The sequence below is a fragment of the Actinomadura rubrisoli genome (genome assembly GCF_004349215.1).
In the GTDB taxonomy this organism is placed as follows: Bacteria; Actinomycetota; Actinomycetes; order Streptosporangiales; family Streptosporangiaceae; genus Spirillospora; species Spirillospora rubrisoli.
This window is the reverse complement of the sequence record NZ_SMKU01000037.1, coordinates 1-19311: the sequence shown is the minus strand read 5'-3', so window position 1 is coordinate 19311 and position 19311 is coordinate 1. Positions and strand designations below refer to the sequence as shown.

General features: G+C 71.9%; 12 protein-coding genes. 2 read left to right on the top strand and 10 right to left on the bottom strand.

Translation table 11 applies throughout. The features are described from left to right. Nucleotides 1-47 precede the first annotated feature (47 nt). From E1298_RS10525 to E1298_RS10485, 8 genes are all read right to left on the bottom strand, one after another. Entirely contained in the window at nucleotides 48-1676 is a 1629-nt protein-coding gene (locus tag E1298_RS10525; protein WP_131891811.1) for an alpha/beta hydrolase, read from the bottom strand. 168 nt (nucleotides 1677-1844) lie between these two features. Beyond that, entirely contained in the window at nucleotides 1845-3446 is a 1602-nt protein-coding gene (locus E1298_RS10520; RefSeq protein WP_243725502.1) for an alpha/beta hydrolase, read from the bottom strand. Between the two features lie 78 nt (nucleotides 3447-3524). Continuing rightward, the gene (locus E1298_RS10515) at nucleotides 3525-5171 is read right to left on the bottom strand and encodes an alpha/beta hydrolase (protein WP_165975402.1); all 1647 of its coding nucleotides are present in this window, start codon (nucleotides 5169-5171) and stop codon (nucleotides 3525-3527) included. 279 nt (nucleotides 5172-5450) lie between these two features. Further along, complete coding sequence (gene ispG / locus E1298_RS10510; protein ID WP_131891807.1) at nucleotides 5451-6662, bottom strand: flavodoxin-dependent (E)-4-hydroxy-3-methylbut-2-enyl-diphosphate synthase; 1212 nt, start codon at nucleotides 6660-6662, stop codon at nucleotides 5451-5453. A 132-nt stretch (nucleotides 6663-6794) separates the two neighbouring features. Further along, complete coding sequence (locus E1298_RS10505; RefSeq protein ID WP_131891805.1) at nucleotides 6795-7994, bottom strand: M50 family metallopeptidase; 1200 nt, start codon at nucleotides 7992-7994, stop codon at nucleotides 6795-6797. Between the two features lie 124 nt (nucleotides 7995-8118). Continuing rightward, nucleotides 8119-9324 carry a 1-deoxy-D-xylulose-5-phosphate reductoisomerase gene (dxr, locus tag E1298_RS10500; protein ID WP_131891854.1) on the bottom strand — a complete coding sequence of 402 codons (1206 nt, stop codon included), beginning with the start codon at nucleotides 9322-9324 and terminating at the stop codon, nucleotides 8119-8121. A gap of 52 nt (nucleotides 9325-9376) precedes the next feature. Beyond that, a complete protein-coding gene (locus E1298_RS10495) occupies nucleotides 9377-10447 on the bottom strand; it encodes a sensor histidine kinase (RefSeq protein WP_165975400.1) in 1071 nt (356 codons plus the stop codon). 1003 nt (nucleotides 10448-11450) lie between these two features. Continuing rightward, entirely contained in the window at nucleotides 11451-12650 is a 1200-nt protein-coding gene (locus E1298_RS10485; RefSeq protein WP_131891799.1) for an extracellular solute-binding protein, read from the bottom strand. Between the two features lie 1154 nt (nucleotides 12651-13804). On the opposite strand from E1298_RS10485, the gene E1298_RS10475 reads away from it, so the two are divergent. Further along, the gene (locus tag E1298_RS10475) at nucleotides 13805-15433 is read left to right on the top strand and encodes a phospholipid carrier-dependent glycosyltransferase (RefSeq protein WP_131891795.1); all 1629 of its coding nucleotides are present in this window, start codon (nucleotides 13805-13807) and stop codon (nucleotides 15431-15433) included. Here E1298_RS10475 and E1298_RS10470 read toward each other — a convergent pair. Beyond that, nucleotides 15369-16874, bottom strand: coding sequence for a CoA-acylating methylmalonate-semialdehyde dehydrogenase (locus E1298_RS10470; RefSeq protein ID WP_131891793.1), 1506 nt, complete (start codon nucleotides 16872-16874; stop codon nucleotides 15369-15371). The genes E1298_RS10475 and E1298_RS10470 overlap by 65 nt on opposite strands. Further along, nucleotides 16871-18178 carry an aspartate aminotransferase family protein gene (locus E1298_RS10465; protein WP_131891791.1) on the bottom strand — a complete coding sequence of 436 codons (1308 nt, stop codon included), beginning with the start codon at nucleotides 18176-18178 and terminating at the stop codon, nucleotides 16871-16873. Before E1298_RS10465 ends, E1298_RS10470 begins: the two co-directional genes overlap by 4 nt. Before the next feature lie 142 nt (nucleotides 18179-18320). Between E1298_RS10465 and E1298_RS10460 the strand changes: the two genes are divergently transcribed. Then, on the top strand, nucleotides 18321-19311 hold a 991-nt coding region (locus E1298_RS10460; RefSeq protein WP_207944549.1), incomplete at its 3' end, for a PucR family transcriptional regulator ligand-binding domain-containing protein.

Here is a 19311-nt window from a genome sequence, read left to right as displayed (position 1 = left end):
GCCCCCCGACAAAGCGCGGGTCCGACCGGTTCGCGTCGCCGCCCGGCTCACCGCTGGGCGGCGCCCTGCCCGTCCCGCCGGCCGTTCTTGGCGGCGGTGGGCTCCGGCGGCGGCCCGGCGGGGCACTTCGCGTCCGCGCCGGGACGGCCGGCGGGCAGGCCGCCGGTGCCGAGGTAGCGGGCGACGGCCGCGTCGACGCACTTGTCGCCGGTCAGCGAGACGCCGTGGTTGCCGCCGCCGGTCTCCACCAGCAGCCGGGACCTCGGGAACCTGCGGTGCGTCTCCAGCGCGCCCGCGTACGGGGTGGCCGCGTCCTCGGTGCCCTGGACCAGCAGCATCGGCGGCGCCGCGGCGGTGCCCACCGCGGGCGGCGGCCCGCCGGGGACGCCCCAGAACGCGCACGGCGCGTTGTACCAGGTGTTGCTCCAGGTCTCGAACCGGTAGCCCGCGCGGTAGAGGCGCTCGCTGTCGGCGTGCCAGCGGCTCCAGTCGCGCGGCCACGCCGCGTCGCGGCACTGGACGGCGTTGTACACGGCGTAGTTGTTGTGGTCCAGCGGTCCGGGCGGCTGCCACGCCTTGCGCAGCGGGGCGGGGTCGTGCCGCACGACGTAGGCGGACAGCGCGGCGGCGTGGACGGCCCAGCCGTAGTCGCCGTACCCGTCGGCGAGGAACACATCGTCCAGCTCGGCGGCGCCGACCCGTCCGCCGATGGGCTTGACCTTCACCGCGGCGCGGGCCCTGGCGTAGGCGGCGGCCACCCGGTCGGCCGACGCGCCGAGCTTGTAGACCTTATGGTGGCGGGCGATCCAGGCGAAGTACGCCCGGATCCGCTTCTCGAACGCCACGTTCTGGTCGAGGTTGTCGTCGTACCAGACCCCGCTCGGGCGGACGACGCTGTCGAGCACCATGCGGCGGACCCGCTGGGGGAACATCGTCGCGTACACCGCGCCGAGGTAGGTGCCGTACGAGTAGCCGAAAAAGCTGATCTTGTCTTGGCGGAGGGCCTGGCGGATCGCGTCCATGTCCCGGGCCCAGTCCGCCGAGCCCATGTGCGGCAGGACCTTGCGGTACCTCCTCGCGCACTCGTCGGCGTACGCCTTGGCCCGCCGCGTCAGGGCCTGCTCCTCGCGCTCGTCGGCGGGGATGGGGTCGGGGCGCGGGCGGCCGGGGTCCTGGTAGCTCTTGGCGCAGGTCAGCGAGGGCTTGCTCGCGCCCACGCCGCGCGGGTCGTAGCCGATCCAGTCGTAGCCGGCCGCGACCTTCTTGGGCAGCCCGGAGGTGAACACGCCCGGCAGGTCGCGTCCGTGGGCGCCGGGGCCGCCCCGGTTCAGCAGCACCGCGCCCTGCGAGCGGGACGCGGTGTGCGGGGCCCGCGTGAGGGCCAGGGTGATCTGCTCGCCCTGCGGCCGGGTGTAGTCGAGGGGCACCCGGATGGTCGCGCACTGGAGGCCCTTGAGGCGTCCCCCCTCCACCGGGTCTTTGGCGGGGCAGGACGTCCAGGCGAGCCCGGCGGGACGGGGCGCGGGGTCGGGCCCCGCCTGCGTCCCGGGGGCCGCGGCGGCTCCACGCGCCGCCGCGCTCGCGGGGGCTTCCAGCGCCGCGGCCGTGGTGAGGCCGAGCGCGACTGCGGCGGCGGCCGTCCCGGCGGCGGCCCTCTTTCCAGCGAGGTTCAGCACACCCGCTTTCTACCGCCCCGCCCCCGCGAGCCCCAGGAACAAGCCGATTGCGCGATTCTCCCTCGAACCAGGACCATCCCCAACAATCCGCGGCGCGCCCGCCGCCCCCGCAGGGGATCGACGAGCACGCCGCACATCAGCGAACCGCAGAGCGGATCCGCATTTGACTTATGGACGGCCGATGGGGAGGTCCTTGCCTGCGATGGCACCGGCGGCCTTCGCCGAGTTCGCTGTCGGGTCCGGGTCGTTCAGTTCCGGGACCGCCTTGCAGTAGGCGTCGGGGCCGTGGTGGCTCCTCGGCAGCGCGCCGCTGTCGAGGTAGGCCGCGACCTTGTCGTCCAGGCAGGCGTTGCCGTTGAGGGTGTTGGCGTGGGTCTTGCCGCCGACCTCCTCCACCAGCCGCGAGGACGGGAGGGTCTTGTGCATCTCCAGGCCGCCCGCGACGGGGGTCGCCGCGTCCAGCGTGGACTGGACGATCAGGATGCCCGGCAGGCCCTTGGCGCCCAGTTTCAGCTTCGGCCCGCCCTGGAACGGCCAGAAGGCGATCGGGGCGTTGTACCAGACGTTGCTCCAGGTGTTGAAGCGGTAGCCCTGCTTGTAGAGCTTCGCGGCGTCGTTGTGCCACTTGCTCCAGTTGCGCGGCCACTTGGCGTCCGCGGCCTGGACGGCGTTGTAGACGGCGAAGCCGTTGTCCTCGCCGCCCGTGTTCAGCCAGTCGAGCAGGCCGGAGGCGTCCTTGCCGTTGATCCACTGCGAGAGCGCCTGGGCGTACGGGATGTAGTAGCCGGTGTTGTATCCGGCGTTCAGGACGATGTCGTCCAGCTCGTCCGGGCCGATCTTGCCGCCGATCGGGGCCTTCTTGGCGTCGGTGCGGGCCTTGTAGTACTGCGCCTCGACGGCCTTCTCGGTCGTGCCGAGGTGGTAGACCGAGTCCCACTTGGCGGTCCAGGCCCACCATGCCTTGATGTTGCGCTCGAACGCCTTGTCCTGTTCGAGCTGCGAGTCGTACCAGACCGTCTTCGGGTTGACGTTGCCGTCCAGCACCATGCGCTTCACGCGCTTGGGGAAGAGGGTGGCGTAGGTGGCGCCGAAGTAGGTGCCGTACGAGAAGCCGTACCAGCTGATCTTCTGCTGCCCGAGGGCCGCGCGGATCGTCTCGATGTCGCGGGCGGCGTCGGTGGTGCGCATGTGCGGCAGCATCCAGCCGAACTTCTTGGCGCAGTCCTTCGCGTACTTCTTCGACTTGGCGATCCAGGCCAGCTCCTCCTTGGCCGAGCCCGGGACGTAGTCCGGGCGGATCGGGTCGGAGTAGTGGGGATCGCAGGTCAGCGCGGGCCGGCTCGATCCGACGCCGCGCGGGTCGAAGCCGATGATGTCGTACTTGGCGGCGGTCGCCGCGTGCCCGACACCGCCCAGCCAGCGGGCGAGGGCCGGCGCGTACGGCAGGCCGCTCGCGCCGGGGCCGCCCGGGTTCACGAACAAGACGCCCTGGTAGTTCTTGGTGTCGGTGTGCTTGAAGCGGGAGACCGCGATCGAGATCTTGCGGCCGTTCGGCTTCCTGTAGTCGAGCGGCACCGCGACCTGGGCGCACTCCGCCTTGCCCATCGGGTCGTTGGGCCCGGTGACCTGGCACTTGCCCCAGGCGATGCCCGTGGCCGCGACCGGGTCCGCCGCACTCGTGGTGCCCGCGGACGCGCTCGTGGAGACGGCGGCGGCGGTGCCGCCGGCTGCCACGGCCACCGCGGCCGTGACGATGACGATCCTCTTCACCAAACCCCCTTGAATCGGGGCCCCGGGGATCGCTCCCCAGGGCCCCTCGTGTTCAGCCGGTCAGAACGGCGTGCCGCGTCAGCGGATCACGTCGTTCGCCAGCGCACCGGCGCCGGACAGGCTCGTGGACGATGCCGGAGACGGCGGCTTCGGGTCGCCGAGCTGCGGGACGTGGACCGTCGACTCCTTCGGGCGCTGCCCCTTGAGGAAGTACGCGTCGAAGTAGGCGTCCACGGCCGCCGAGCCGCGGTGCACGATGCAGTGCGTGCGGTCGCCGTCCTGGACGACGAGGCGCGAGCCCTTGAGCCTGCGGTGCAGCTCCAGGGAGCCCTCGTACGGGGTCGCCGCGTCGGCGGTGGACTGGAACATCAGAATGTTCCTCGGCAGGTCCTTGGTGTGGCCGACGTTCACCGGCTTGCCGGCCTTGGCGGGCCAGAACAGGCAGGGAGCGTTGTACCAGGCGTTGCCCCACGTGAGGAACGGGTGCTTCTTGTTGATCTTCTCGTTGTCGCGCTGCCACTTCTTCCAGCTGAGCGGCCACTGCACGTCGGTGCACTGCACCGCGTTGTAGACCGCGTAGCCGTTGTCGTCGGCGCCGCCGGTGGTCTGGGCGCCGAAGGTGAGCGCGAACGTGGCGTTGTTGCCGCTCTTGTAGGCCGACAGGCCGGTGGCGTAGCCGTGCCAGAGGGCCTGGTTGCGGCGGTACGCCGCGTTCTGGATGGTGTCGGTCAGCTCGTCCGGGCCGACGGCGATGGTCTGGCCGCTGTCGGGGTCCTTGTAGTAGACCGGCGAGGTCTTGAGCTTGGCGCGCAGCCCGTAGAAGAACTTGCGGACGTCGGCCTGCTTGGTGCCCAGGTGGTACACGGAGTCGTACCGGGCGATCCAGCCGAAGTAGTACTCCATGTTCTCGTCGAACGCGACGTCCTGATTCAGGTTGGCGTCGTACCAGACGTCGGACGGTCCGATGTTGCCGTCCAGCACCATGCGGCCGACGTTCTTCGGGTACACCGTGGCGTACGTCGAGCCGAGGTAGGTGCCGTACGAGGCGCCGTAGTAGTCGAGCTTCTTGCTGCCGAGCGCCTTGCGGATCGACTCGACGTCCTTCACCGAGTCGATCGTCTTGATGTGGTTCAGCAGCCCGATCTTGTCGGTCTTCTTGCACGCGTCCGCGTAGCCCTTGGCCTTCTTCAGCCAGACGGCGACGGACTTGGCGTCACCGGTGCCGTAGTCGGGACGCGGGGCGTTCGTGTAGTTGGGGTCGCAACTCAGCGCCGGGACGCTCCTGCCGACGCCGCGCGGGTCGAAGCCGACGACGTTGAACGCCTCGCGCATCGGAGCCGAGTTCTGCGCGAAGACCCGGGGCCCGAACAGCGCGCCGCCGCCGCCCGGACCGCCCGGGTTGACGACGATGTCGCCCTTCGCCGCGCCCGAGCCCGTGTGCGGGGTGCGGGTCAGCTGAAGGGTGATCTTCTTGCCCTTGGGCTTGGCGTAGTCCAGCGGAACCTGAAGCTCGCCGCACTGCACGATCTTGGAGACCGGGTACAGCACGTCGTAGAGGTCATGCACCTGCTTGACGAAATCCGCGGGACACGCGTGCCACTTGGCCGCGGCCGGGTCGAAGCCCCCTGCCGTGCCGGACGGGCCCGCGGCCGCCTGCGCGCTGACGGCTCCGAGCCCGGTGAGACCGAGCCCGGCCACAGCGGCCACGACGACGATCCTCTTCACATATCCCCCTATTACGGCCCGACTCAGGGTGAGTCAGACATACGGGTAAATGAGTGAAGATTGTGACGATGGATTCGCACAGGCCGACAGGCCCTGTCACAAGTGGATGCAAAATCGTGACAAGATCCTCGGAACTTTGTGATGCACGCGAACGTTCAGGTTCCGGGCACACGCACAGCGTGAAGAAGGCCCCCGGGTTCGCACCCGGGGGCCTTCTAACGGTCTGGCCGTTACCTGTTCAGCTCACCGCTCCAACGGCGCCGGCCCGGCGCGGACCGCTCAGCTCACCACGACCTCGGCGCCGGGGCCGCCGGCCGCCCCGTCCCCGCCGATCACTTCGCCGTCCTCGGTGATCTGGAACCCCATGTCCTCGGCGATGCGCATGGCCTCCTCGATCAGGGTCTCGACGATCTGGGCCTCCGGGACGGTCTTGACGACCTCGCCCTTGACGAAGATCTGGCCCTTGCCGTTGCCCGAGGCGACACCGAGGTCGGCCTCGCGCGCCTCGCCCGGCCCGTTCACCACGCAGCCCATCACGGCGACGCGCAGCGGGACGGGGAAGTCCTTCAGCCCGGCGGTGACCTGCTCGGCCAGCGTGTACACGTCCACCTGCGCGCGCCCGCAGGACGGGCAGGACACGATCTCCAGGCCGCGCGTGCGCAGCCCCAGCGCCTCCAGGATCGCCGTGCCGACCTTGACCTCCTCGACCGGCGGCGCCGACAGCGACACCCGGATCGTATCGCCGATGCCCTCGGCCAGTAGCGCGCCGAACGCGACGGACGACTTGATCGTGCCCTGGAAGGCGGGCCCAGCCTCGGTGACGCCGAGGTGCAGCGGGTAGTCGCAGGCGGCGGCCAGCCGCCGGTACGCCTCGATCATCACGACGGGGTCGTTGTGCTTGACCGAGATCTTGATGTCGCGGAAGCCGTGCTCCTCGAACAGCGAGCACTCCCACAGCGCCGACTCCACCAGCGCCTCGGGGGTGGCCTTGCCGTGCTTCTCCAGCAGCCGCTTGTCGAGCGAGCCCGCGTTGACGCCGATCCGGATCGGCGTGCCCGCCGCCTGCGCGGCGCGCGCGATCTCGCCGACCTTGTCGTCGAACTTCTTGATGTTGCCGGGGTTGACGCGGACGGCCGCGCAGCCCGCGTCGATGGCGGCGAAGACGTACTTGGGCTGGAAGTGGATGTCGGCGATCACCGGGATCGGCGACTTGCGCGCGATCGCGGGGAGCGCGTCCGCGTCGTCCTGCGACGGCACGGCGACCCGCACGATCTGGCACCCCGACGCGGTCAGCTCCGCGATCTGCTGCAGCGTGGAGTTCACGTCGGCGGTGAGGGTCGTGGTCATCGACTGCACCGACACCGGGGCGTCGCCGCCCACCGGCACGTTCCCGACCATGATCTGCCGGGACCGGCGGCGCGCCGCCACCGGACGCGGCGCCCCCTGCCCGTCGTCGCCCCGGACCGTCGGAATTCCCAGTGAAACGCTCATCCCTCTCCTCTGACTCGCCGCGCGACGGGGTCGCCCCGGCCCGTCCAAGACTAGGCGCCCTGGAGGAATGCGGTGACGACAACCGGTACGCAATAGTGTGACCGCTCAACTACGGTGCGTAAACCTTCGGAGTCATTGCGGTATCCGCAGGGGATTCAGGAGGTCCGCGAGGATCAGGAGCACCCCGAGGCCCACCAGCACCAGGACGGCCAGGTAGGTGAGGGGAAGGAGCTTCGTCATGTCGACCGTCCCCGGGTCTGGACGGCCCCGGACGCGGGCGACGCGCGCGCGGGCGCGCTCGTAGGCGACCACGGCCAGGTGCCCGCCGTCCAAGGGCAGCAGCGGCAAGACGTTGAGCGCACCTAGAAAGATGTTCACCGAGACGACAAGCGACAGATACAGGGTGAGCTTGTCCCGCGCGGAGCTCTCCGAGGAGAAGATCTGGCCGGACACGTCCGTCGCGCCCACCACGCTGCCGACCTGCCCGCCGGGCGTGCTCTCCCGCTCGGGTGAGAACAGCTTGGGGATCGCGGACGGCAGGTCGGCCATGACCTCGCCGATCCCGGCGACGGCCGTGCCGATGCCGCGTGCCGCGAAGACCGCCGCGTTCAGCGGGCCCGTCCGCTCGTACCCCTGGCCGACGACGCGCGCGGACATGCCGACGAACGGCGCGCCGTCCACGTCCGCGAGCCGCATCGGAAGCGTCAGCGGCCGGGCCGCGCCCGGACGCTGGATCACCACCTGGACGGTCTGCCCGGGCCTGGCCTCGCCGATCGCGTCGCGCAGTTCGTCCCAGTCGCCGACGCGGGTGCCGTTGAACGACAGGACGCGGTCGCCGGCGCGCAGCCCGGCCGCGGCCGCCGGGGAGCGCGGCCCGCCGCCGGAGCAGTCGTCCTGGACCCGGTCGGGAACGCAGGCGGTGACCTCGTCGACCGTGGTCGTCACCGCGCCGGGCTCGCGCACCCCGACCGTCATCGCCATCGCCATGAGCAGCAGGAACGCGAACACGAGGTTGACGGCGACGCCCGCGCCGATGACGATCGCGCGGCGGCCGGCGGGCTGCCGGTAGAACGCGCGCTCCCGGTCGGCCGCGTCGATCTCCTCCAGCGGCGTGTACCCCACGATCTTCACGAAGCCGCCCAGCGGGATCGCCTTGACGCCGTACTCGGTCTCGCCCCGGCGCCGGGACCACAGCGTGGGTCCGAACCCGACGAAGTACTGCGTGGCCTTCATCCCGAACCGCTTGGCGGTCAGCAGGTGCCCGCCCTCGTGGAGCATCACCGACACCAGCAGCGCGACGACGAAGGCGGCGGCGCCGAGGAGAAAGGCCATCGGGGCCCTCCCAAAGGGTTCGTCCCCGGACACCCCGGGGTCTTCTGGTCCCTGGGGACTACCCCCGAACCCCCGAAGAACGCCGCCGCGCGCGGCCCGCCGATCATCCGGCGCTCCGGGCCGGTCAGGTGCCGGTCAGCTCCCTGGCCCTGGTGCGGGCCCACGCGTCGGCGTCGAGGACGTCGTCCAGCGTCAGCCCGCCGGACGCGCCGGACCCGTGCTCCTCCACCACCCGCACGACCGTGTCGACGATCCCGAGGAACGGCAGACGCCCCGAGCGGAACGCCTCCACGCACTCCTCGTTCGCGGCGTTGTACACGGCCGGGACGGTGCCGCCCAGCTCACCGGCGCGGCGGGCGAGCGCCACGGCCGGGAACGCTTCGTCGTCCAGCGGGACGATCTCCCAGGTGTGCGCCTTCGTCCAGTCGACGGCCGGGGCGGCGTCCGGGACGCGGTCGGGCCAGTCGATGCCGAGCGCGATCGGCAGCCGCATGTCGGGCGGGCTCGCCTGCGCCAGCGTCGAGCCGTCGGTGAACTCCACCATCGAGTGGATCACCGACTGCGGGTGCACCACGACCTCGATCCGGTCCATCGGGATGTCGAAGAGCAGGTGCGCCTCGATGACCTCCAGGCCCTTGTTGACCAGGGTCGCGGAGTTGATCGTGATGACGGGCCCCATGTCCCAGGTCGGGTGGTCCAGCGCCTGCTCCACGGTGACATCGGCCAGCTCCGCGCGCCCGCGTCCCCGGAACGGGCCGCCGCTCGCGGTCACCACGAGCCGCCGCACCTCCTGCGCCCGCCCGCCCCGCAGGCACTGGGCCAGCGCGGAGTGCTCGGAGTCGACCGGGACGATCTGCCCCGGCCGCGCGCGCTCCTTGACCAGCGGGCCGCCCATGATGAGCGACTCCTTGTTGGCCAGGGCGAGCGTCCGTCCCGCGTCGAGCGCGGCCAGCGTCGAGGCCAGGCCGAGCGCCCCCGTCACCCCGTTCAGCACCACGTCGCACGGCCATCCGGCGGTCTCGGCCACCGCCTCGGGACCGGCCACGATCTTCGGGATGGCGAAGTCGCCGGACGCGTAGCCGCGCCGCTTGGCCTCGGCGTAGAAGGCGAGCTGCAGCTCCTGCGCGGCGGACGCCTTGGCGACGGCGACGATCTCGGGCCGGAACTCCAGCGCCTGCTCGGCCAGCAGGCCGACCCGGCCGCCGCCGGCCGCGAGGCCGGCCACCCGGAACCGGCCGGGGTTGCGTCGGATCACGTCGAGCGCCTGGGTGCCGATCGAGCCGGTCGAACCGAGGACGACCACGTCGCGGGAGGCGTTTGAGGGAGACATCACCCGCCCATTGTCGGGCATCGCCGCTCGGAGCGCGCGGCGCCGCGGGGCCTCAGGGGCGCTCGGCCTCGGCCCCGAGGAGCGGGAGCCGCAGGACCAGGCGGGCCCCGAAGGCGCCCTCGCCGACGTACAGGCGCCCGCCATGGGCGAGCGTGATCTCGCGGGCGAGGGCGAGGCCCAGGCCGCTGCCGCCGTCGGTGCGGCTGCGCGCGGCGTCCAGACGGGTGAAGCGCTCGAAGACGCGGTCCCGGTCCGCGGCCGGGATGCCGGGCCCGTCGTCGCGGACCTCCACGACGGCCTCGCCGCCCTCGCGCCGCGCCTCCACCTCGATCATCGCGACGGCGTGCCGCTCGGCGTTGGCGAACAGGTTGAGCAGCACGCGGCACAGCTGGGGCCGGTTGGCCTCCACCACCAGGTCCGACTCGGCCTTGACCGCCACCGGGACCGGCGGGGTGCGCCGGGACAGCCCGGCCTCCACCACCGCCCCGAGGTCCACGGCCTCGTGGAGTGCGCGGTCGCCGGAGTCCAGGCGGGCCAGGGCGAGGAGGTCCTCCACGATCTGGTGGAGCCGCTTGGTGTCGTCGAGCGCGTGCCGCAGGGTGTCCAGCAGGTCGCCGTCCTCCGGGTCCGGATCGCCGAGGGCGAGTTCGAGCCGGGTCCGCAGCCCGGTCAGCGGCGTCCGCAGCTCGTGCGAGGCGTCGGCGATGAACGCGCGGCGCTGCGCGGCGGCGCCGTCCAGCCGGGCCAGGACGGCGTTGACCCGGCCGGCCAGCCGCGCGACCTCGTCGCCGGTCGCCGGGACCGCCACCCGGCGGGCCGGGTCGGACACGGTGATGTCCAGCATCTCCGCCTCCAGCCGCGCCACCCGCCCCAGCGCCCGCCCGGCGGCGCGACGGGCACCCCACACCGCGAGGCCGACGGCGACGGCGCACAGCACCGCCATGGTCGACGCGAGCGCGGCGTCGTGGCGGGGGCCGATGAGCAGGCGCAGGACGACGGCCGACACGGCCGCCGCGGCCACCAGGAGGGAGCCGATCAGGCTCGTCGCCGCCAGCGTCGCCCGCGCCCGGGTGGAGCGCGGCCCGTGCGGCCGGACGCGCGGCAGGACGTTCCGGACCGACATGCCTCCTTTGTACGCATTGATCGCCCAAAGAACGGCAAAGTGCCCCCTCGTGGAGCGCATAGCGTTGGACGATCTTGTCCGGGGAACCGACACGGCGGGCGGCATGCGAGGCTTTGCCACCCCTTTCACCTGCGGTAACAGGGACAACACACTTCCCCGCCTATAAAGGAGTCACGCGGGGTCGACTCCCGCCGGGGGGATGGGGACATGGGCCAGAGGGGCGAGCCGACGCTCGACCCGGGCGCGCTGAGCACCGCCCAGCGCCTCGGCGACGCCTGCGCCGTCTGCCGCAAGAGATGGCCCCGGCCGCGCGTCCGCGTCGGCCGCCTGCCCGATTCGTCCGGAGTGTTCGCCTGCGACGACTGCGCAGTGTTCACGCAATCCCGGGCCAAGGTGCCCGCCTGGCGGCAGCGTCTACTCAATCCCGGCCCAAGCTGCTCGCCTGGCGGCTCGCAGCTTGGCCGTGCTTGGTCGATCGCGACATCGCTTCGCGATCTTCTCGGGGTTGCTCGCCTCCGGCTTCGCACCCCCGGTCAGGGCCCCCGATCGCATGGCGGTTAAGCCACTCGTGAAGCGACCCCCGCCCGGCACCCCATGCACAGCGGGGAGGGCGGGAACCGCCGACATCGGCTCCCCCTGTCGGCAGTTCGTGAATGACGACGGCGGCCTACGCGCCGCCGACATGAAGAGCTCTCCAGGAGAAGGGTGACCCGGGCCTTCGGGGGGAAGCCCGGGACCACCCCAAGGAGGCGCGCCCGGCTGGGGGCGGTCGGGCGCGCCTCTTATTTATTCAAACCCCGGCCCAGGGGGCTCGCCTGACGGCTCGCCCCCTGACCGTTCTTGGGGCGAATCGCGACATCGCTTCGCGATCTTCCCGGAGGGGCTCGCCTTCGGCTTCGCCCCACAGGTCAGGTCGCGCGATCGCGTGACGGTTGAGCCTGTCGTGACACCGCCGCCGGGCTCTCTTGGGACGGACCCCGGCGCGGGGGCAGGGGCAGGGCCGTTACTGCTTTGTGGACTCGATCCAGGTCTTCATCCACTCGGCGTAGTCGGTGCATTCGTGCTTGCCCTTGTTGTCGCCGGGGCCGCGGCACTCCTTGGTGGGGGTGTGGGCGAAGATGACCTTGTCCAGATAGGCGCGGTCGCCGACGTGGTAGGCGTTGCAGAAGCCGGACTTGAGGCGGTCGCCCGAGCATGCCTGGGGGTTGGCGGGGGCCACGCCGGTCCACTCGGCCACCTGCTGCTGGACGTCCGGGGAGGCCGTCCATTGCAGCCACTGGTACATGCAGTTGGGGTGCTGCACGCGCGCGCCGATCATCCACGCGTCCATCCAGCCGGTGACGCCCTCGGACGGCGCCACGCCCTGGACGGGCTTGGACGCGCGGGTCAGGACGTCCACCTGGTACGGCCAGGCTTCGCCGAGCACGGCCTCTCCCCCGGCGAACGCGCTGACGGCGTCGGCGGGCAGCGCCCAGTAGTCCTTGACGTGGGGGCGCTGCTTGGCGAGCACGCGTCCGACCGCGGCGAGTTGCTTGGCGGTCAGCGAGTACGGGTCGCCGATCTTGAGCTTGCGGTCCTTGCCCTTGAGGTAGAGGGCGGCCTCGGCGATGGCCAGCGGGCTGTCGCGCACGATGACCCGTCCCGAGTACCTGCGGGCCTGCTCGGGCTCGAACAGCGCCGCCCAGCTCGACGGCGCCTGGACGGCCCGGGTGTCGTACATGAGCAGGTTGGAGCCCCAGATGTACGGGACGCCGTAGTACTTGCCGCTGTGCTTGAGCAGGGCCCGCAGCCGCGGCTCCAGCTTCTTGTAGCCGTCCACGAGGTTCGTGTTGACGGGCGTGGCCTGGTGCGTGGCGACGAGCTGGCCCGCGACCTCGGGCGAGGCGGCGACGCCGTCGTAGCGGCGGTCCTTGTCGCTCATGAGGTCGGTCATCTCGCGCGGGTTCCGCGCGACCTTCCAGGCGACCTTGCAGCCGGTGCGCTCCTGGAAGGGGGTGACCCAGTCGACGCGGGGGTCGTTGCCGCCGCTCTCCATCGCGCCGGGCAGCGTCACGAGGTTGAGGTTGCCCTCGCCCGGGCCCAGCGTGCTGGCCACCTTGACGGTGCCGACCGGCTCGTCCTGACCGCTGCAGGCGCCCGTCAGCACCAGTGCCACCACCAGCGCCGTCGTCATCCTGGCCCGCGCCGTGGCCATCCGCCGCATGTCGCTCCCGATCCGTCCGCCGGACCGTCCCCCTCGCGAACGGGCCCGTCGGCGCAGCGTAGCGTCTCCGGCCCTGCGTGATCTCCGTACCCGGCCCGGACGGCCGTCCGGGCCGCCCTCCGCCGCTTCTCTCATCGGTCCCGGGGGCCTTCCGCGATCGAATCGCCGCCGCACCGGAACTTTCCCGCCGAGTCGGGGCGGGCGCACCGCCGATTACAGGAGATCGGGGCCGGGGACTTTTTCGCCCCTTCCGCCCGCCCTGAAACGGGCCGCCTGGAAACGACGCTTAGTCTGGCCATTTTCGGACGGTTTAATAATGGAGAAACCGCCGCGACCCGGGAAGGACAGCGTGTGCTGGCGTCCGCGCCACATACGGAGGTTGCTGGAGAGGGATATGGCGCGGGCTGCTGTCCTTCACGGGGCCGCGGCGGCACCGGGAGGCGTGACGAGGTTGGGGAACAGCGGAATCACCTTGCAGTGCTGCCTGGCCACGCGCTCACCGGTACCCGGCCGAACGGCGACGGTGTGACGCCCTCGAGACGGAGGAGGTTCGAGGGACGTCGCGCGTCCTGCCGGGGGTCTGTGTACGGCCACGGGCCGTCGTCGATCAAGGGTCGCCTCGGTACCGTTTGCCTGACCACCTCGATCCGTGCGATGAGCCTTTGCGGGGTGTCGGCCTCCAGGAGGTCGCCCACGTCGCGGTCGCGGGGCGGCAGCGCCCACCAGCGCCCGGTGAACAAGCCGAACCAGATGGTCCAGCCCGGAAATCGCCTCCCGAGCGCGTCGACCTCCGCGGCGTGGTCGTCAGCAGTCATAGCGCGGCTCCCTGCGCCGGCCCCGCGGCCATGAACCCGAGTTCGGGTCCTGACCTTTTTATTCGTTGCATTTAATTGAGACAGTCAGATTGTGTCGCCCGGCACAGATCCAGTCAATGGTTGTAGCTATTATTTGTCCGAGCCGTCCGGACGAAAATTGACGACGAAAATGTCCGGATGGGAGAAAGTCTCTGGCCGGGCCGGGGGCGGCCCGCCGGACCTGCCCGTTCGCGTCGCGGGCCCGTCGCGGCTCGCCTGAGGTCACTCAGCGTTCACCTGGACGACACCGCGGCGACCTAGCGTGACAATCCTTGTCACCGACCGGCGAGGCGGATCCGCGTGCCCTCACGGCTTCTCGCGGCCCTTAAGGCGATCCGGGCGTACCATCCCCACCTCCGCCACGCACCGTTCCTGCTGGCCCTGGCCGGTGGGGCGCTCCTGCGCTGGACGGCGATGCGCGCCTACCCCAAGGGCCTGTGGTTCACCGGCGACTCCTACTTCTATGTCGCCTACGCGCTGCATCCCCAGCCGTCCCCCAGCAAGACCCTGGGCTACCCGTTCCTGCTGCGGCTGATGGAGCCGCTGCACAGCCTGACCGCGGTGGTGGCGGTGCAGCACCTGATGGGCCTGGCCGTCGCGGTGATGGCGTACGCGGTGCTGTGCCGCGCGGGCCTGCCCGGATGGGGCGCGGCCATCGTCACGTTGCCCCTGCTGTACGACGCGTACCAGGTGGAGCTCGAACACCTGCTGATGTCCGAGGCGCTGTTCACCTTCCTCATCGCCGCCGCGCTGACGCTGCTGCTGTGGCGCGTCAAGGCGGCCCCCGGCAAGGACGCGGGACCGACCTGGTGGATGGCGCTGGCCGCCGGGCTGCTGCTCGGCTACGCCGTCCTCGTCCGCTCGGCGGGCGCCCCGCTGGTCCCGGTGGTCCTGCTCTGCCTGCTGATGCGGCGCCAGGGGTGGCGGCCCGCCCTCGCGTTCGGCGCCGCCGCGGCCGTCCCGCTCGTCGCGTACGCGATGTGGTTCCACGCCGAGCGCGGCACCTACGCGCTGACCACGTCCGACGGCATCTACCTGTGGGGCCGGACGGCCGGCTTCGCCGACTGCTCGAAGATCGACCTGCCCTCGAACGAGCAGGCGCTCTGCCTCGACGCGGCGACGAAGGCCGAGCACGACCCGCCCGGCCACCTCATCTGGCGGGCCGAGGTCCCGCCCCGCGTGATCTACGGGAGCGTCGTCACGCCGAAGGCCAACGCCGCCCTGCGCGACTTCTCGATCCGCGCGATCCTCGCCCAGCCCGGCGCCTACCTGCGGACGGTCGGGCACGGCGTCGGCATGGCGTTCGCCTGGGACCGCTCGCCCCATCCGACCGCCGCGACCGAGGGGCTGTACCACTTCCCGGACCGCCCGCAGGTCTTCCCCGGCGGGCGGAGCTGGGGCGGCGGGGGGACGGCGCTGTCGGACGCGATGCGCTACGGCCGGACCGACACCCCGAGCGAGGTCGTCCAGCCGCACGCCGGCCGCATGATCGACTACCAGGACCGCTGGTTCGTGCCGGGACCGGCGCTCGGGGCGCTGTTCGCGCTGGGCGCCGCCGGGGTCGCGGTGGCGCGGCGGCGGCGCCGGGAGGTGCTGATGGCGTGGGGAACCGGCGTGACGCTGCTGCTGTTCCCCATCGCCAGCGCCGACTTCGACTACCGCTACGTGGTGCCCGCCATGCCGTTCGCCTGCCTGGCGGTCGGCCTCGCCCTGTCGGCCCTCCGCGCCCGCGCGTCCGAGGACGAGACCGGACGTGCGGACGCGGAGGGCGAACCCGACGGCACCGGGGAGGCCGGCGGCGACGGCGGCACCGGCGGCGAGGGCGAGGAGCGCGACGACGCCGGCGCCGGGGGCGGGAAGGGCGTCAGCCGTTGGTGGGGAACCCGAGGTTCACGCCACCGTGACTCGGATCCAGCCACCGTGCCGTGATGGCCTTCGTCCGCGTGTAGAAGTGGACGCCCTCCATCCCGTGCGCGTGGCTGTCGCCGAACAGGGACGCCTTCCAGCCGCCGAACGAGTAGTAGGCCATCGGCACCGGGATCGGCACGTTGATGCCGACCATCCCGACCTCCACCTCGTTCTGGAAGCGGCGCGCAGCCCCGCCGTCGTTGGTGAAGATCGCGGTGCCGTTCCCGTACGGGTTGGCGGAAATCAGCCCCACGGCCTCCTCGTACGAGCCGGTCCGCACGACCGACAGCACCGGGCCGAAGATCTCGTCCCGGTAGGCGTCCATCTCCGGGGTGACGTGGTCGAGCACGGACGGGCCGAGCCAGAACCCGTCGCCCCCGCCGCCCAGCACCGGCGTGCCGCGCCCGTCGATCGCGAGGGTGGCGCCCTGCTCGACGCCGCTGTCGAGGTAGGAGGCGACCTTGTCGCGGTGCTGCCGGGTGACCAGCGGCCCCATCTCCGACTCGGGGTTGTCCCCCGGGCCGATCTTCAACCTGGCGACGCGCTCACGGATCTTGGCCATCAGCTCGTCCCCGACCGGGTCGACGGCGACGACGACGGAGATCGCCATGCAGCGCTCCCCCGCCGAGCCGAAGCCCGCCGACACGGCCGCGTCGGCGGCCAGGTCGAGGTCGGCGTCGGGCAGCACGACCATGTGGTTCTTGGCGCCGCCGAGCGCCTGCACCCGCTTGCCGCCCCGCGCCGCCGTCTCGTAGATGTAGCGGGCGATGGGGGTGGAGCCGACGAAGCTGACCGCCTTGACGTCCGGGTGCGCGAGCAGCCCGTCCACCGCGGCCTTGTCGCCGTGCAGGACGTTGAACACGCCGTCCGGCAGCCCGGCCTCGGCCCACAGCTCCGCCATGCGCACCGACGCCGACGGGTCCTTCTCCGAGGGCTTGAGCACGAACGTGTTGCCGCACGCGATCGCCACCGGGAACATCCACATCGGCACCATCGCCGGGAAGTTGAACGGGGTGATCCCGGCGACCACGCCGAGCGGCTGGAGGATCGAGTACGCGTCCACCCGCGTGGAGACGTTCTCGGAGAAGCCCCCCTTGAGCAGGTGTGGGATGCCGCAGGCGAACTCCACGACCTCCAGCCCGCGGGCCACCTCGCCCGCCGCGTCCGAGACGACCTTGCCGTGCTCGGACGAGATCAGCCGGGCCACCTCGTCGCGGTGCTCGGTGAGCAGCTCCCGGAACCGGAACAGGACCTTCGCCCGCTTGGTCAGGGAGGCGTCGCGCCAGGCGGGGAAGGCCGCCCTGGCCGCCGCGACGGCGGCGTCGACCTCCGCCTGCCCGGCGAAGTCGACCGTCCCCGAGACGCGCCCGGTGGACGGCTCGTAGATCTCGCCCCGGCGGTCGGCGTCGCCGTCGAACGGCTTGCCGCCGATCCAGTGGGTGATGTGCTTGGCGTCGGTCATGATGCGGCGGCCTCGTTCACTGCTTCGAGAGATGCGATCAGGATGCCCAGGCCCTCGGCGGCCTCGGCGTCGGTCAGGGTCAGCGGTGGTGCCATGCGCACCACGTTGCCGTACAAGCCGCCCTTGCCGACCAGCAGCCCCCGCTCGCGGGCCGCCTCCATCAGCGCAGCTGCCAGCGACGGGCTCGGCTCGCCGGTGCCCGGGTCGGCCAGTTCCACCGCGAACATCAGGCCCTTGCCCCGGACCTCCCGCACCACGGGGAAGCGCCGGGCGGCCCCCTTCAGCCCGCCGATGATCGTTTCGCCCTGCCGCGCCGCGTTGGCCTGGAGGTCGTGGTCCAGAACGTAGTCGAGCGTCGCGTTGGCGGCGGCCATGGAGATCGGGTTCCCGCCGAACGTGGACAGCCCCACCGCGTGCAGGGCGTCCATCAGCTCGCCGCGGGCCACGACGCCGCCGACCGCGAAGCCGTTCCCCAGGCCCTTGGCGAAGGTCATCATGTCCGGCTGGACGCCGTGGTTGTCGATGCCCCAGAAGCCCTGGCCGGTCCGTCCCCAGCCCGTCTGGACCTCGTCGGAGATGAACAGGATCCCGTACTCGTCCAGGATCTCCTTGTAGGCGGCGAACAGCCCGTCCGGCGCCATCGTGAAGCCGCCGACGCCCTGGACCGGCTCGGCGATCAGCGCCGCCACGTCCCCGCCCGTCGCGGTGGCCAGCACGTGCCGCAGGTCCTCGGCGCACGCGTCGACGTACGCCCCGTCCGACATCCCGGCGAACTGCGGGAGCCGCCGGTCGGCGCCGTGCAGGAAGTGGACGTTCAGCGGCGAGTACGAGATGTTCGTCCACGCCCGGTTCCCGGTCACGCCGACCGCGCCGAAGGACCGGCCGTGGTAGCTCTGCCGCATCGCGAGCACCTGGTCGCTGCGCCGCGCGTACGCGGCCAGCAGCAGCGCCGTCTCGTTGGCCTCGGTCCCGGAGTTGGTGAAGAACACCTTCGCGTCCGGGATGCCCGACAGCCGGGCGATCTTCTCGGCGAGGTCGACCTGCCCGCGCAGTAGGTACGCGGTGGAGGTGTGGACGACGCCGGTGGCGATCTGCCGCTCCACCGCCTCCCGCACCTCGGGCACGTCGTACCCGATCATGTTCGTGAGGATGCCCGTGAAGTAGTCGAGGTAGCCGTGCCCCTCGGCGTCGGTCACGCGGGCGCCCTTGCCGCCGACGATCTCGATGGGACTCTCGTAGTTCAGCGCCAGCCAGGACGGCATGACCGCCCTGTGGCGGCGCAGCAGGTTCGCGTGTTCCGACATGCCCTCAGTCTGTGCCGCCGGGAGCCCGCCCGGCCACAGGCAGAGTGTCACGACCCGGCACGAAGGTTTGACGGTGTGCTGGACGGCGGTGCCCTGGTGACGGCCCATACGGGGGTTCAGGGGCCGGATATCATCACAGCTGATGCTGCCAACTCTCGACGACGTGCTCCAGCTCGACGCGGTCCGCCGCGGCCAGCCGCACGTCGTCGCGGGCGCGGACCGCACCGGCAACCGGGTCCGCTGGGTGCACGTCGCCGAGGTCACCGACATCGCCCACCTGCTGCACGGCGGCGAGCTGGTGCTGACCACCGGCATCGCCCTGCCCGACGAGCCGGAGCGGCTGCGCGCCTACATCGGCGAGCTGGCCGAGGTCGGCGCCAGCGGCCTGATGATCGAGCTGGGCCGCCGCTACGCCAGCGTGCTGCCGCCCGCCCTGATCGCCGCCGCCGAGGACCACGGCCTGCCCGTGATCGTCCTCGCCCACGAGCCCGCGTTCGTGGACATCACCGAGTCCGTGCACGGCCGGATCGTCCAGGAGCAGTTCGCCGAGCTGCGCGCGTCCGAGCAGCTGCACGAGATCTTCACCCAGCTGTCGGTGGAGGGCGCCTCCACCGACGAGGTCGTCCGCCAGGTCGCCGCGCTGGGCGGGCACCCGGTCGTCCTGGAGAACCTGTCCCACCAGGTCCTCGCCGCCGACGCCGACGGCGGGGACCCCTCCGAGCTGCTGTCGGCCTGGGAGACCCGCTCGCGCGCCGTCCGTCCCGAGCAGCGCACCGGCTTCGACGCCACGTCCGGGTGGCTGGTCACGACGGTCGGCGCGCGCGGCGAGGACTGGGGGCGGCTGATCATCGTCCTGGGGTCCCCGCCGTCCGCCCGCGAGACCGTCCTGATCGAGCGGGCCGCCACCACCCTCGCCCTCGGCCGCCTCCTGGACCGGCACGCCGAGAGCGTCGAACGCCAGGCCCACGGCACGATCATCGCCCGCATCCTCGCGCACGCCTACTCCGACCCGCAGGAGGCCGCCGCCCGCGCCCGCGCGCTCGGCGTCCCCCTCTCCGGCCGCCGCCTGCTGGGCGCCGTGCTCCGGCACCGCGGCCCCGGCACGCCCGCCCCGCCCGTGGGCGAGCTGGCGC

Excerpts from the sequence above, each read along its gene's own strand:
- E1298_RS10465 (WP_131891791.1), bottom strand. The coding sequence starts at position 18,178 with ATGTCGGAACACGCGAACCTGCTGCGCCGCCACAGGGCGGTCATGCCG.
- dxr (WP_131891854.1), bottom strand. The coding sequence starts at position 9,324 with ATGTCTCCCTCAAACGCCTCCCGCGACGTGGTCGTCCTCGGTTCGACC.
- E1298_RS10505 (WP_131891805.1), bottom strand. The coding sequence starts at position 7,994 with ATGGCCTTTCTCCTCGGCGCCGCCGCCTTCGTCGTCGCGCTGCTGGTG.
- ispG (WP_131891807.1), bottom strand. The coding sequence starts at position 6,662 with ATGAGCGTTTCACTGGGAATTCCGACGGTCCGGGGCGACGACGGGCAG.
- E1298_RS10470 (WP_131891793.1), bottom strand. The coding sequence starts at position 16,874 with ATGACCGACGCCAAGCACATCACCCACTGGATCGGCGGCAAGCCGTTC.
- E1298_RS10495 (WP_165975400.1), bottom strand. The coding sequence starts at position 10,447 with ATGTCGGTCCGGAACGTCCTGCCGCGCGTCCGGCCGCACGGGCCGCGC.
- E1298_RS10485 (WP_131891799.1), bottom strand. The coding sequence starts at position 12,650 with ATGCGGCGGATGGCCACGGCGCGGGCCAGGATGACGACGGCGCTGGTG.